General features: G+C 48.1%; 13 protein-coding genes. All 13 read right to left on the reverse strand.

The window, feature by feature from the left end; translation table 11 throughout:
* Positions 1–79: 79 nt before the first annotated feature.
* The 13 genes from ACIFQN_RS31745 to lpdA all read right to left on the reverse strand — a co-directional run bounded on the left by ACIFQN_RS31745 (position 80) and on the right by lpdA (position 14,357).
* On the reverse strand, positions 80–319 hold the full coding sequence (locus tag ACIFQN_RS31745) for a YqzK family protein (RefSeq protein ID WP_429837053.1): 240 nt from the start codon (positions 317–319) through the stop codon (positions 80–82).
* Between the two features lie 208 nt (positions 320–527).
* The gene (locus ACIFQN_RS31750; protein WP_049740193.1) at positions 528–992 is read right to left on the reverse strand and encodes a Fur family transcriptional regulator; all 465 of its coding nucleotides are present in this window, start codon (positions 990–992) and stop codon (positions 528–530) included.
* Between the two features lie 94 nt (positions 993–1,086).
* On the reverse strand, positions 1,087–1,713 hold the full coding sequence (spoIIM, locus tag ACIFQN_RS31755; RefSeq protein ID WP_429837054.1) for a stage II sporulation protein M: 627 nt from the start codon (positions 1,711–1,713) through the stop codon (positions 1,087–1,089).
* An 82-nt stretch (positions 1,714–1,795) separates the two neighbouring features.
* Positions 1,796–2,944, reverse strand: a complete 1,149-nt coding sequence (locus ACIFQN_RS31760; protein WP_429837098.1) for an endonuclease Q family protein — start codon at positions 2,942–2,944, stop codon at positions 1,796–1,798.
* A 28-nt stretch (positions 2,945–2,972) separates the two neighbouring features.
* Positions 2,973–3,530 carry an NUDIX domain-containing protein gene (locus ACIFQN_RS31765; RefSeq protein WP_429837055.1) on the reverse strand — a complete coding sequence of 186 codons (558 nt, stop codon included), beginning with the start codon at positions 3,528–3,530 and terminating at the stop codon, positions 2,973–2,975.
* A gap of 158 nt (positions 3,531–3,688) precedes the next feature.
* Complete coding sequence (locus tag ACIFQN_RS31770) at positions 3,689–4,882, reverse strand: DUF3866 family protein (protein ID WP_429837056.1); 1,194 nt, start codon at positions 4,880–4,882, stop codon at positions 3,689–3,691.
* Positions 4,883–5,053: 171 nt separating this feature from the next.
* Positions 5,054–6,175: a M20/M25/M40 family metallo-hydrolase gene (locus ACIFQN_RS31775; protein ID WP_429837057.1), complete on the reverse strand. Its 1,122-nt coding sequence runs from the start codon at positions 6,173–6,175 to the stop codon at positions 5,054–5,056.
* 126 nt (positions 6,176–6,301) lie between these two features.
* Positions 6,302–6,733, reverse strand: coding sequence for a methylmalonyl-CoA epimerase (mce, locus tag ACIFQN_RS31780; RefSeq protein ID WP_429837058.1), 432 nt, complete (start codon positions 6,731–6,733; stop codon positions 6,302–6,304).
* 391 nt (positions 6,734–7,124) lie between these two features.
* Positions 7,125–9,299, reverse strand: a complete 2,175-nt coding sequence (locus tag ACIFQN_RS31785; RefSeq protein ID WP_429837059.1) for a copper amine oxidase N-terminal domain-containing protein — start codon at positions 9,297–9,299, stop codon at positions 7,125–7,127.
* Positions 9,300–9,550: 251 nt separating this feature from the next.
* Complete coding sequence (locus ACIFQN_RS31790) at positions 9,551–10,909, reverse strand: dihydrolipoamide acetyltransferase family protein (protein WP_429837060.1); 1,359 nt, start codon at positions 10,907–10,909, stop codon at positions 9,551–9,553.
* Positions 10,910–10,929: 20 nt separating this feature from the next.
* A complete protein-coding gene (locus ACIFQN_RS31795; RefSeq protein WP_429837061.1) occupies positions 10,930–11,913 on the reverse strand; it encodes an alpha-ketoacid dehydrogenase subunit beta in 984 nt (327 codons plus the stop codon).
* Between the two features lie 12 nt (positions 11,914–11,925).
* Positions 11,926–12,918 carry a thiamine pyrophosphate-dependent dehydrogenase E1 component subunit alpha gene (locus ACIFQN_RS31800; protein ID WP_429837062.1) on the reverse strand — a complete coding sequence of 331 codons (993 nt, stop codon included), beginning with the start codon at positions 12,916–12,918 and terminating at the stop codon, positions 11,926–11,928.
* 17 nt (positions 12,919–12,935) lie between these two features.
* The gene (gene lpdA / locus ACIFQN_RS31805; protein WP_429837063.1) at positions 12,936–14,357 is read right to left on the reverse strand and encodes a dihydrolipoyl dehydrogenase; all 1,422 of its coding nucleotides are present in this window, start codon (positions 14,355–14,357) and stop codon (positions 12,936–12,938) included.
* Positions 14,358–14,396 lie beyond the last annotated feature (39 nt).

Raw genomic sequence — 14,396 nt, forward strand, 5'->3', positions numbered from 1 at the left:
CCCTTCAGGTGATAAGTATCCTGTATTTCATTCCACATCAATAGCGAAATTCCTCCTTTTCAAACGTAAAAAAGTGAAATTACTCACCTGTCAGGTAAAAAAGCTGTAATCGCGCCAAATAGCCATCCAAATCCTGGGTTTCAGGTGCATTTACGAGCTTTACTACTTTTACCGCGTTTCCTTGTGGTTCTTGATAGGGATCAGCGGGTAGAAATTTGTCGGACAAAAGCGTAATGATCCCGTAGGATAAGAGTGTGCACGTAATGAACAACAGTAGGAAGCGAAGCACCTCCATCAGGCGGCGATAAGAAATCCCCATCCCTATTCCCCCTCTTTGCTTCCCTCCATTATATGCACTTGTCCCCTTCTCCATTCGATGCTAAAAAGGCAGATCTTGTATGACATCATCGAGTGGCTCGCCTCCTGTCTCTTATTACCGTTTTATGATGCCACAGGAAAACGATGACCATTACAGAAGAACAATCTGAGAAAAAAGAAAAAACTTCTCCGTTCCCAGAGAAGTTAGCTTACTTAAAGTCCTCGACATTTACTTTGTCAATACAGCGGCTGCAGATTCCATAAAAGGTCAACCGATGGTCGGTAATGTAAAAGTTGTAAACATTCTTGACCTTTTCTTCTGCAGTGACAAGCAAGTCTTCAAAAATCTCATCAACCGTACCACAATTGAGGCAAATCAAATGATGGTGGTGATACGCTGCGTTGTCATCCCGTAAATCATACCGGGCTACGCCATCGCCAAAGTTCATTTTATGAAGGATTTTCAATTCACTCAAAAGCTCAAGGGTCCGGTATACCGTTGCAAGCCCGATTTCAGGAGCTTTATCCTTTACCAAGAGATAGACGTCCTCAGCGCTCAGATGATCTTCTTCGTTTTCTAACAGAACGCGAACAGTGGCTTCACGCTGAGGTGTCAGCTTGTAGTTCTGTGAATGCAACTGCTGCTTGATTTTCTCTAATTTTTCTTCCAACATTAATGCCCCTCCCCGCTCGCATGAAACCTGTTCCTATTATAGTAGAGGGGCGTAGAATAAGTCAAATGCATAAGTTATTACCTGATAATTATTCTTAATTGAGTACCAACTGCATCAGTCGCGGAGACACAAAAGTCTCGAATAAGGCAGCCGTTGTCAAGACGGCCATCATGCAGATTACCAGCACCGTGTAACCGATAAAATGCGGCATAATGTCATCTCGCTTGCTGACTAATCTCGTTTTGATTAGTCGAAGTGAAAAGGAAATTCCACTTACACCCACGATGAACAAGGCAGGTACGACTAACAAATTTTGCGGCAGTACACCCAGCATGGCAAAAGTGACGCCTTGCCATTGGAGCTGATTCACTAGGAATCCCACGGTAAATCCGACAACGACCCCTTTTAAAAATAGCATCAAAAGGATCATGGGCAGACCGATTATGGACAGACCCAACACCCACATGATCGCCACCGTTTTCGCGTAATGGCCAAATGATTGCTGAAAATGGCTGCTGGTTTCTGGAATCCCCTGCTGACCCAAGCTGTTAAAAAAATATTGCAGGAATCCATATAACTCCTGCTTCTGTGACAGTGGCAGGGAATTGACGAGTACGGCCCCGAAAATAATGCCCATTGTAAACAGGACAATCGTGAACCAATAGAGGGATTGGTGTTCTCTCGCATAGGTTTGGATGGTTTGTCCGACACGTGAACGCACATTCGTCGCCTCCCGCTTGCTGATTACTTTACAGCTTATGCGGACAAGTCTTTGGCTATGACACTGTGACAGCTTCGTGTGCTTACGTGCTCACGATCTTTCCGTACGTACCTGCTCCTCCCTTTTGAACCGATAGTTCCCCCGCGCGTGCCTTCACAATCAGAGAAGCAATTTTCTCACCTGTTACCGGTGCCAGCTCCTCCTCATTTACCCGATGCAAAACATCCATTTGCGTTCCAAAGGTCTGATATAGCTTTTCCAGCAGCCTGGGGCCTACTCCAGGAATAAACTCAAGGGGGATTTGCTCCACATAAGGAGGTCGATGTGCTGGATGCTGACCAGGCTTTGTGTCTGCCAGCTCTTCGATTCGCGCTGCCACACCCCGTACTACCCGTTTATGTCCACATTCAGGACATCTCCCCGTCGCATCTGCCACAAGCAGCGATTGACAACCCTGACATGCTGTTTGATGGTATTTGCCCAATTCAGGATGCAGGCCATAATTAACGAGGACCATTCTGCCGTCCACCCGGCGAATTGCTTTTTCCCACTCAGCAAAGGAACGTTTGGCCATCAATATCGCCTGATACTCGCGACCTATTTTTCCTAGTGAGTGAGCGTCCGAATTGGTCAGGAACGTTTTCTCATGTAACTCCGACAGACAATCAGCCATTGCTGTATTTGCACTTAACCCTAATTCAACCGCATAGATAAAAGTAGAGTCGAGCACGTCTGCCATTGAATCTGTACAGCTTCCGTACAACCCTTTGTGCGGAGTAAAAATATGAGCAGGAATAAGTAGGCCTCCTAGCTCTCTTACACAAGCCTGCAGCTCTTTTAGGGTTGCCCGAATACGCTGCGAGCTTAGATGAACGTTTTTACAGCGGGTACTCAGCCAGTACGTAAATGCCTGCATTTCTTTCAGTCTAGGTATATAAACCAAAAAGTGGGCTTCTCCTCGCCCTTTCTCCTTGATCTCCACCTCACATCCTAAGAGAAGCAACGTCTCCTTGTAGGCGATCCCCCCATCCTCAAGCTCAGTTGCTGCACCACTCCTGAGTAAATCAAGCAACTCCTCCTGAACCTCCGGTGAATGGGCATCGATAATGCCGATCACATCCATTCCCTTTTTTTCAGAGGCCTCCTCCAAAATTTTCGTCAGTGTCATTTGACGAGACGCTGTTATTTTTACCGGTTTGCCGCTCCGTGTGCCGCCAATATGAATGTGCATATCGCAGAAATACGATTGGAGTACTGGATTAGCCACGGTTACGTAACACCTGGTTTTCCCATGCGAATAAGGCTACAACTGTTTTGGCATCACGGATTTCCCCGGCTTGATGCAGTTCATGTGCTTCTTCCAGCGTCAGTTCCAAAACCTCAACAAATTCATCCTCATCGAGGTGACTTTCACCACTTGTCAAGCCAGTTGCCACATAGACATGCAAAAGTTCATCAGCAAAACCGGGCGATGTATAAAACGAGCTTAGGTGGGTGTAAGTTTTTGCTACATAGCCTGTTTCTTCTTCCAACTCTCGCTTCGCGCATGTGAGTGGTTCTTCTCCCGGCTCCAGCTTGCCCGCGGGAATCTCCACAATTGTCCGTTCCAATGGTTTGCGAAATTGACGGACCACTACCATTTTCCCTTCGTCGGTTAGCGGCAAAACAGCCACTGCTCCCTGGTGATTGACGATCTCTCGCTTAGCCGTATTACCGTTTGGCAGTAGCACTTCATCCACCTTGACTTTAATGATTCGCCCATCATAAATCGGTTGGCTTGCAATTGTTTTCTCGAATAAATGCTCATATTTGCTCACGCTTATCATCCTTTTTTTCAAGTGTTGTTCTAATCTCATCTGTTTGCCCATAAGTTGGGAGCATGAAGCTTGTCCACACTTATTGTATCGGAGGAGATCACAGATGAAAACCTATGTTGACGAAAAGCAGTTGCGCATGGTAGGGAAAGCTTGGGAAATCAGAGCAGCTCTTCGTTCCTGGTCAAAAAAAGACCTATCCTTGCAAGAATATTTGGCGAGGAGAACCAATACGGGTCGTCGCTAGGCTCATCTAGAAAAAACGACCGGCACTCGCTAATTTGATCTGCTGCAAGGACTGCTGTTTGAAAAGGAACGGGATCCTTTCGCCAGCTCCTGCCCATCGTTGAAAAGGACAAGCCATACGACTCCTCCAGCGCTGCCAAACGCTGCTGACTGGTTACATCGCCCCAGATGATCGTGTGTTTATTCTCATTATGCAGACGGAAGATTTGCTGTTGTAACAGCTCGTCTCGCTGATCTCCCAGCCTTGGCATCGGCAATAACACGGGACGAAGTGTATATCGTCCCAGAATAGTTCTCGTATGATGACTCACACCATAATGACGACTCCGCTTGTCTGAAAAACTAATACGCGGAATAAAAAAAGGAATGCCTCCAAGTACTGACACCGCATGAATAACCTCTGCCAGCTGGACTCCAGAAAATCCGTATGATGTTCCCGTCCCTGCTACTCCAGGGCCTAACATACAAATAATCACGGCCGCCTTTTCGATGTGACGAGCCGCAAGCAGCGCACTATGAATGGTAACAGCCTCATGATCACCACCCCACGAATGACCTGCTGTAATTGTCGCATCCAGCAGATTGGTTTGCCGCAAATGATGAACATGTCCGCTCATTGCGATCGGCAGAGAAGCTCCATCCGGCATGATGTAGACAATCTTATCATCTGGATGGCGCTCTTTTAGCGCTGCAATCGTAATCGGCAACATACTATGCAGCTCGCTAATGATTACTGGTGTCCCTTCCAATGATAAATCGTCACGAACGAATATTTCATGGTAGGGGCTGGATTGTTCTTCGACCGTATCTACAGCGAGCTGCCAGGGCGCATAACGCATTTTCATGACGTGTCCCCATTCGTTCGGGACTACATCCTGCTCCTCGCGTACACCTGCTTTTCCGACAATAAGATGATAGCCTCCTGTCCCCAATTGCAGTTTGACCGCAGTTGTATTTAACAAGAGACTTTCTCCAACTGCATAAATTTCATTGCTAAAGGAAAGGGCTTGTTCGTTTTGCTCCCTTCCCTCAATCCGGACCTCTATCCTTTGCAACCCCGGCCGATTTTCCACAACCTGGATGACTGTCCCCGTTGCAAGTCGAAGCATGCCCCTTCCCCCTTTCCCGGTCCAGTCTGGCTCTTCCTCTCAGTTTATGACATGGATAGCTTGCCCCAATCACCCATGTGAAAAAACTGTCGCAAAGGCTACTCCCCGTGGCATGACTTCGCGAGGGCAAAATAAAAAAGCCGGGACATTTATCAGTCCCGACCACTATTCTTATTCCTGTACCTCAGCAATGATCGCAAGCACCAATTCTGCTGATTTGTTCAGCTCAGCAATTGGCATGCGCTCGGCTTTCGTATGGATATCTTCGTAACCAATCGCAAAGTTCACGCTCGGGATGTTGTAGCCATTAAAGACGTTACCGTCGCTACCTCCGCCGCTCGCCACTAGATCTGGGTTACGTTCGATGCGCTTCACTGCCGCAATCGCCTTTTTCACAACCGGCGTTTCTTCGTTGTACTTGTAGCCATGGTACATGAAAATAACATCATTCTCGCAAGTCGCACCGAATTCAGCAGCAGCTTCCTCAAATGCAGATGTCATTTTCTTTACTTGCGCCTCCAGCTTGTCCATAACCAAGCTGCGCGCCTCAGACCAGATTTCTACATAATCTGTTACGATATTGTACGCTTTGCCACCTTCGAAACGACCGATGTTTGCAGTCGTATCAGCGTCAATGCGCCCCAATGGCATGCGGGAGATCGCTTTGCTGGCTACGGAAATAGCACTGATTCCATCTTCTGGATTAACGCCAGCATGAGCAGCTTTTCCATGAATTTTAGTAACGATGCGGTATTGTCCGGCCCCAGCGACCGTAATTTTGCCAACGGGTCCTTCGGAGTCGAGGATAAAGCCCATTTCGGCTTTCAACAAGCTGGAATCCATCGCACGGGATCCAACCAGACCAGACTCTTCCCCAACGGTCAACACAACCTGGATGGTCGGGTGCATCAGGTTTTGTTCCTTCATGGTGCGAATTCCTTCGAAAATAGCAGTGATCCCTGCCTTGTCGTCCGCACCCAAAATCGTTGTGCCATCGGAGTATACATATCCATCACGGATTTGAGGTTTGATGCCATTGCCAGGAAAGACCGTATCCATGTGGCAACTGAACAAAATCGCAGGACCGTTGCCTGTCCCTTCCAGTGTCGCAATCAGGTTGTTCGCTCCATGGCCAGTCTTTGCCGCAGCATCGTCTTCTTCAACGGTAAAGCCCATTTCAATCAGCTTTTGTTTCAGTACTTTGTTAATTTCTGCTTCGTTTTTCGTTTCGCTGTCAATCTGGACGAGTTCCAGAAACTCATTCAACAAACGTTCTTCGTTGATCTTGCTCACTCGCTTTACCTCCCAAATCAAAGCCCGATTTTGGTACATATTCACAAGTTCCAGTATACCGCAAAATATTTTTTTCTACCATTGAAACGAAAGAATCATTGTTTCTGATAGCTCTGATCACGAATCCTAATCTTCATGTCCACTATCCTCTTGCGGGTATTGACACAGTTCGTACAAGACGCCACCAGCCGCTTTTGGATGCAAGAATCCGATTTGAGCGTTGTGAGCCCCTTCTTTTGGTTGTTCATGAATCAGGGGAACTCCCTGTTCTTTCAGATGCGTGAGACGTTCCTTGACATCATCCACATCCAACGCGATATGGTGGATACCTTCTCCACGCTTTTCAATAAACTTGGCGATTGAACTTTGATCCGAGAGCGGCTCTAACAGCTCGATCCGGCTTTCTCCGATCACCAAAAAAGCTACCTTTACCTGTTCACTCAGAACTTCCTCGGTTCCGATGAGGGAAAGTCCCAAATGCTCTGTGTAAAAAGGAATTGCCTGCTCAAGACTTTTCACAGCGATACCAATATGGGCGATCTTGCTCGGAGCTTTCACAACCATCATCCTCTTCTATTTGATTAACGTTTCATTTCTAACGCGTTTTTTCAGATGTAGACAACCTTGTTGCCACTCTGTACACAATTAGGTACAATCCTTTTGTAGACGATATTCTCGTCCGTATACGCGAGGCATAGAATGGTCCTCTTTCCCAATTCTAGCACAGCCTCTTCATGTATAACTTACCTTTTTCACTCTTTTGTCATATTCTCACTCTGAAAGGAGGCTGATGAAAGGATGAAGCAATCCCTCGTCGCCAAAATCTTGATTGGTATTCTGGTTCTGTCCTTGATTGTCCCCACATTTTTCTATTTCCAATAAAAGAATTTGAAACAAATATAACCCCCTTCCGCGAGTGCGGTAAGGGGGTTTGCTATTGCTTTTCTACTTAGCGGTATACAAAAACGCTTGAGGTTTTGGCATCCCAACCAACTTTGTAACCGAGATTATCTGTTACGAAACGAACCGGGATCATCGGCATACCGTTGTTCAGGACAACTGGAGTTGGGAGAGTCACTTCTTGATTTCCAACTCTGGCTTTCGTCGATCCCACTGTAAACTTCAGAACCTTGTTGCCACTGATAACCGCAACGGTTTGGTTGTTCCATTGTGTGGTCAGTGCCAAAGCTTCCTTAAAGAATTGTGCAGGAACCATAGTAGTGTTTCCGCCGGCAATATAAGGAGCTACCTGCAGTGGATAGGTTTTGCCGTGCAGGGTGAAGCTCGCTGTGTTTACTTTGAACAGCGCTGCATTCGCTGGAACTGTTACCGCTGGATGTGGCGCTGGTGTCGGTGTAGGCGTAGTTGGCTGCGGTGCTGGTTGTGCAGGCGAAGGCATGCCCACTCCTACAGCCCGAGCAAACTGAAGTCCTTTTTCCTCCGAAGTGAACACGCTAATGCTGTACGTATTTTTCACGGTTGGATTCACGATATTTGCCGCCGCAGTAATCGAAATATTCGCTGCCGTTGCCGCTGGGATATCTTGGGATGGGTAGATCAGGACATTTTGTCCACGTACCGCAACGTAGTTAGCGCCTACTCCATTTACAGAAACAGATGCTGGTGCGATATAGGCAGGAACTTTAAAGCCCGCAGGGAAAACCAGCTCCACGAAATCACGCTGTTTCACCAGTCCGATTCCCAATCCTTTGATTGCAACGTTGACTCCCGTCGGTTTGCCCAATGCGTTTGTTGTCAAACCAATAGTCGCCGTGCTGTTATTCACTACGCTCGGCACAGGTGTAGGCGTTGTTGGATTCGTCGGATTCGTTGGTGTTGGATTTACAGAAGACCCCCCGATCGTAAACGACTTGGATTCCAAGCTTTTTCCTGAAATACTAGCCTTCAGCGTATAGGTTCCAGCAGACTTTGGATTTGTGATCCACGCTGTGTACGCTGCAACGACCTTTACTTCACTGCTGGAAGAAAATCCACTCGGTGCAGTGACATATACCTTGTTTCCGGAAGCGCTGACTTTCTTTGCCGTTTTACCATTAATCGTAAAGTCGCTGTAGGTCAAAATGCCTGGAATCATGTCAGCAGAAGGGAATTCAAGGACGAGGTCCTCATCCGCTTTCAGTTGTTTACTACCGAAATCCGCATCAAATGTATAGCTGGAGCGAGCCCCTGCCGCAGGATCAGACAGATTTACGGTAAAGCTGTTTGCAGATGTGCTCGTGCTGCTAGAGCCTGATTTGGTAACTTCAAATTTTTTGGATTCGTATGTAGATCCGTCATATTTTACTTTAATTGTGTAGCTGTCACCCGCGCTAGGGTTTTCGATGCCAGCGGATTTGGTGAACTCGAGGCTGATGTAATCATCGCCATCTGCTCCGCTTGGTACCTTGATAGTGACTTCATCGCCCTTTACGGAAACAGACTTAGCTGTTTTACCATTTACCTTTACATCGTCAGAATCAATTTTAGAAGGCAGCATGTCATCATCTGGGAAGATAACCGTAATCGTTTCGTTTGTTTCGAGTTCAACATTTTTCTTCAGGGTAATCTCGCCAAGCTTGATGCTGACATTTTCACCTGCAGCCTTGCTTCCGAGTGTAACGGAGTAATCCCCTTTACTGCTGCTGCTTCCGCTGCTTGAGCTGCTTTTTTTGATTGAGACGCTGTCGGATTCATAGGAACTATCCCCCGTTGTTTTAACGAAAACATCATAGGAGCCTTTATTGTCCGGATTGGTAATTCCATCTTCGATTACGATCTTGATTTCTTCATCTGCACCAATACTTTCATCGATCTTGATTTCAATAACCTTTCCATTTACTTTTACTGATTTGATATCAAAGTCCTTGGTGTATATGTCACTTTCGTCAATGTCTTTACTTACCGTAAATTTGGAATCAAATTTAATATAAATTGTATTCCCGCTTTTCAGATCTTCATCAGTCGTAAACTCAATCGTGTACTCACTATCATTGCCTTCACCGTCATCATCAGCCTCAACAGTCACACTCGATGCAGCTTGTGCCTGATGTGGTACTGCAACAAAAGGTGTAGCCGCTAGCGCAGTTGCGAGCACCAGTGGCAGTGCTTTTTTACTCTTCTCCATGTTCTTCCTCCTATTTTTACCGATAATCTGGTAAATAATTCTCTAGCAGGTCGCTACCAGTCTACCATAAATGATATCTAGTGGGAATCTCTTCTACGGAAAATGATAGACTCCCTGGCTACTACTGGTAAGACGACGTGACCGAGCAAAAAGTTACATGCAATCATCAAGGTTTGGAAAAATTTTTTATAAACAGACGCAAAAAACCAGGCCTTTGTATGACCTGGTTTCTCTTGTACATCTTACCTTGATTAATACAGCTTGGTATCTGGTCCGACGCTCTCCAGCTTTTGCTTGACGCTTTGTAGGAATCTTCCGCAGATCAATCCATCCAGCACACGGTGATCCAGTGACATGCAGAGATTGACCATGGAGCGAACAGCAATCATATCGTTGATGACAACTGGGCGCTTCACAATCGACTCGACACTCATAATAGCCGCTTGTGGCGAATTGATGATCGGCTGTGATAATACGGAACCAAACGAACCGGTATTGTTCACAGTGAAGGTCCCGCCTGTCATATCATCCATCGTAAGCTTGCCCGCCCGTGTACGTGCTGCCAGATCATCAACAGACTTGGCGATGCCCAGTACGGATTTTTGGTCAGCATGCTTGATCACAGGAACGTAAAGGGCATCTTCTGTCGCTACTGCAATAGAAATATTGATGTCCTTTTTGACGATGATTTTGTCTCCAGCCCACGTCGCATTGATCATCGGATATTCTTTCAAGGACTCCACAACTGCCTTGATGAAAAATGGCAGGAAAGTCAGGTTGAGCCCTTCTTTGCGTTTGAACTCGTCTTTTGCCTGATTCCGGAAGGCGACCAGATTGGTAACGTCGACTTCTACCATCGTCCATGCATGCGGTGCTTCGTGTTTGCTTTGAACCATCCGATTGGCAATGGTTCGGCGGATTGAGGTGACTGGTATAATCTGATCTCCGCTCGCCACTGGAATATCTGCATGAACCGCTGCTGACGGGGTGGAAGCAGGAGAAGTTGTTGGTGCGCTCGTTATTTGTGGCATATCCGCTTGCGTCACAGTAGTCGGTACAGGTGTTTCTTGATGGACAGGGGCAACTGGTTGTTGTCCGCCCGCGTCAATAATCGCTTGCACGTCTTTACGTGTTATGCGGCCTTGGGCGCCTGTTCCAACTACGCGGGACAGGTCAATGCCGTGCTCTTGTGAAAGAGCCATAACTGCAGGGGAATAGCGCTGTTTTGGTCCGTCTGGATGGGCAGCCTGGCTACGAACGGGATGTTCAGTTGCTGCCACTGCTACGTTCGCCTGTGCTTCTGGTGCAGGGGCTACGGGCTGCGACGGCACCTGTGCTTCCTCAGTCTTCACTTGAGGTGCGCCAGCCTCTCCACTTTCTTCTATATATAGTATCAACGTTCCGATCGCTACTGTCTCGCCTTCCTGTACCACGATCTCGGTGATACGTCCGGATACGGTCGAAGGTACTTCGGCATTCACCTTGTCCGTGGTTACCTCAGCCAACGAGTCGTATTTTTTTACTGTGTCTCCCACATTGACCAGCCACTTGCTGATAGTGCCCTCGGTCACGCTCTCTCCAAGCTGGGGCATTAGCACTTTCGTTGCCATGATCCTTGGTCCTCCTCGCCTTAAAAGTTCGCCAACTCTCGCATTGCTTCCAAAACTTTATCCGGGTTAAGCATAAAGAATTTTTCCATGGGTGGGCTGTAAGGCATGGCAGGTACGTCTGGTCCGCATAGACGCTTGATCGGAGCATCCAGATCAAACAGGCAATGCTCTGCAACGATCGCAGCTACTTCACCACCAACGCCGCCTTCTTTATTGTCTTCGTGAACAATCAGTACTTTACCCGTTTTGGATGCCGCTTCGGCAATCGCCTCTTTATCAAGAGGATACAGAGTCCGCAAGTCAAGCACATGGGCACTGATGCCTTCCCCTGCGAGCTTCTCGGCTGCTTGCAGACAGAAGTGTAGAGCCAAGCCGTACGAGATAACGGTAATGTCGGTACCTTCACGCTTCACGTCAGCTTTGCCAATCGGCAACACGTAATCATGATCAGGCACTTCGCCTTTGATCAAGCGATAGCAGCGTTTATGCTCGAAAAAGAGTACCGGATCTTCATCGCGGATCGCCGCCTTCAAGAGGCCCTTCGCATCATACGGGGTGGACGGAGCCACCACTTTCAAGCCTGGAATGTTGGTAAACATCGCTTCCACGGACTGAGAGTGGTAGAGTGCACCATGCACTCCTCCCCCGAAAGGAGCGCGGATGGTGATCGGACAATTCCAATCATTATTGGAGCGGTAGCGCATTTTTGCTGCCTCGCTGACGATCTGGTTGACTGCCGGCATAATAAAATCGGCAAATTGGATCTCGGCAATCGGACGCATGCCATAAGCAGCGGCCCCGATCCCCACGCCAACGATGGCGGATTCAGCCAACGGCGTATCAATGACACGCTCTTCCCCAAACTCTTCAATCAGTCCTACAGTGGCGCGGAAAACTCCGCCGCGTACACCGACGTCTTCACCGAGGACAAACACACCCGGATCGCGACGCATTTCCTCGCGCATCGCCATCGTAATTGCATCAATAAACGAGATGACTGCCATCAGGATACCCCCTTATTCCCCGTATACGTATGTCAGAGTCGATTCTGGTGTTGGATATGGCGCGTTTTCCGCATACTCGGTCGCTTCATCCACTTCGAGTTGTACGCGAGCAAGCATATCTGCTTCGGTATTCTCGTCCAAGAGGCCAATCTCTCTCAAGTAGGCAGCGAATACGATCAGCGGATCTTTTTTCTTCGCTTCTTCCACTTCTTCACGCGAACGATACACACGATCGTCATCGTCACTGGAGTGTGGAACCAGACGGTACATTACCGCTTCAATCAGGGTAGGGCCGGCACCACTGCGTGCACGCTCTACCGCTTCCTTCGTGACACGGTACACTTCAATCGGATCATTGCCGTCAACGCTAACGCCGGGGAAGCCATACCCGATTGCACGGTCAGCGACGCTTTCGCAGGCCAATTGTTTTTTTAGCGGGACCGAAATGGCATATTTATTGTTTTCACAGAAGAAGATTACCGGGAGCTTATGCACACCTGCAAAGTTGGCGCCCTCGTGGAAATCCCCTTGGTTGCTTGAGCCTTCTCCAAAAGATGCATAAACTACAAAATCCTTTTGTTGCATTCTGCCTGCGAGAGCCATGCCCACTGCATGCGGCACCTGAGTCGTTACAGGGCTAGAACCCGTCAGGATATTGTATTTTTTGCCGCCGAAATGGCCTGGCATCTGACGACCGCCGCTATTCGGATCTTCGGCCTTGGCAAAAGCGGACAGCATGCAGTCGCGAGCAGTCTGCCCAAATGCAAGGACTAGTCCGAGGTCACGGTAATACGGACACAAATAATCCTTTCCTGTTTCCATAGCAAAAGCCGCTCCTACCTGTGCAGCTTCCTGACCCTGGCAGGAAATGACGAACGGAACCTTGCCCGCCCGGTTTAACAGCCACTGGCGCTCGTCAATCTTGCGCGCGAGCAGCATGTAATAATACATGTCCAGGACTTGCGCGTCAGTCAAACCTACCTGTTCATGCCGTTTGGTTGTCATCACCATATACCTCCTTGCTAATTGTGAATGGCTTTTCCATCTACCGCTTGGGCGGCTTCCATCATTGCCTCTGAAAGGGATGGATGCGGATGGATCGTCTGACCGATCTCCCATGGCGTAGCATCAAGCACGCGTGCCAAGCCCGCTTCAGAAATCATGTCGGTAACGTGCGTACCGATCATATGCACACCGAGTAAATCATTTGTTTTAGCATCTACGACCAGCTTCACAAAACCGTCGTTCTCACCGTGGATTAGTGCTTTGCCCAATGGTTTGAAGCTGAATTTGCCGATTTTCACATCGAAGCCTTGCTCCCGCGCCTCTTTTTCCGTCAAGCCGACATTAGCTACTTCTGGGCGACTGTACGTACATTTCGGGACTTTGGTGTAATCCATCGGATGTGGACTTAGGCCAGCCATGTGCTCCACAGCCAAAATTCCTTCATGGGAAGCCACGTGCGCGAGCTGCAGTCCGCCAATAACGTCGCCAATGGCATAAATATGCGATTCAGCCGTTTGAAAGAATTCGTTTACGACTACGACTCCGCGCTCTACCTGAATCTCAGTCGCTTCCAGTCCAATGTTTTCCACATTGGCCCTGCGCCCTACGGATACGAGTACTTTTTGCGCCTCAAAGGTTTGAACGCCACTTTTGGTTTCAGCCTGAATGACGACACGCCCCTCGCCTTTTTCCAGAGATTCGGGCATTACTTTTGCACCTGTAACGATATTCACCTTGCGCTTTTTCAGAAGGCGCGTCAGCTCTTTGCTTACCTCTTCATCTTCTAGAGGCAAGATGCGATCTGCGTACTCTACAACCGTTACTTCCACACCAAAATCACCCAGCATGGACGCCCATTCAATCCCTATCACTCCGCCGCCAACGATGACAACCGATTCCGGCAATTGTTCCCATTGCAGGGCTTCGTCGCTGGTTACTACGTAAGAGCCGTCAATCGTAAGTCCTGGCAGCGTACGTGGTCTCGATCCCGTCGCTAGCAAAAGAAAGCGAGGTACGATCATTTCTTGATCGCCATTCTCCTTTTCAATGCGAACTGCTCCAGCTTGGGGGGAGAAAATGGATGGGCCCATGACACGACCGAATCCTTCAAAAACGGTAATGCTCCCTTTTTTCATCAAGTACTGGATGCCTTTATGAAGCTGGTCGATGATGCCCTGTTTGCGCTCTTGTATCTTGGTAAAATTGTAGCCCACATTATCGGCTAAAACACCGTACTTGTCGGCTTCTTTCAAAGTGGAGAAAACTTCGGCGCTTCGCAAAAGGGCTTTGGAAGGAATACAGCCGCGGTGTAGACACGTTCCTCCAAGCTTTTCTTTTTCCACAATCGCCACGCTCATTCCCAATTGAGAAGCACGGATAGCCGCTACATAGCCTCCAGTGCCACCACCGAGAACGACCAAATCAAATTCTTGGGACACAATTGATCGCTCCTTTCTTTAGAAAACCTGGCTACGCCA

The sequence above is a fragment of the Brevibacillus sp. NRS-1366 genome (genome assembly GCF_050467985.1).

Coding starts and splice junctions, on each gene's coding strand:
- ACIFQN_RS31745 (WP_429837053.1), bottom strand. CDS start 319: ATGGGGATTTCTTATCGCCGCCTGATGGAGGTGCTTCGCTTCCTACTG.
- ACIFQN_RS31750 (WP_049740193.1), bottom strand. CDS start 992: ATGTTGGAAGAAAAATTAGAGAAAATCAAGCAGCAGTTGCATTCACAG.
- ACIFQN_RS31760 (WP_429837098.1), bottom strand. CDS start 2,944: ATGCACATTCATATTGGCGGCACACGGAGCGGCAAACCGGTAAAAATA.
- ACIFQN_RS31770 (WP_429837056.1), bottom strand. CDS start 4,882: ATGCTTCGACTTGCAACGGGGACAGTCATCCAGGTTGTGGAAAATCGG.
- ACIFQN_RS31785 (WP_429837059.1), bottom strand. CDS start 9,299: ATGGAGAAGAGTAAAAAAGCACTGCCACTGGTGCTCGCAACTGCGCTA.
- ACIFQN_RS31790 (WP_429837060.1), bottom strand. CDS start 10,909: ATGGCAACGAAAGTGCTAATGCCCCAGCTTGGAGAGAGCGTGACCGAG.
- ACIFQN_RS31795 (WP_429837061.1), bottom strand. CDS start 11,913: ATGGCAGTCATCTCGTTTATTGATGCAATTACGATGGCGATGCGCGAG.
- ACIFQN_RS31800 (WP_429837062.1), bottom strand. CDS start 12,918: ATGACAACCAAACGGCATGAACAGGTAGGTTTGACTGACGCGCAAGTC.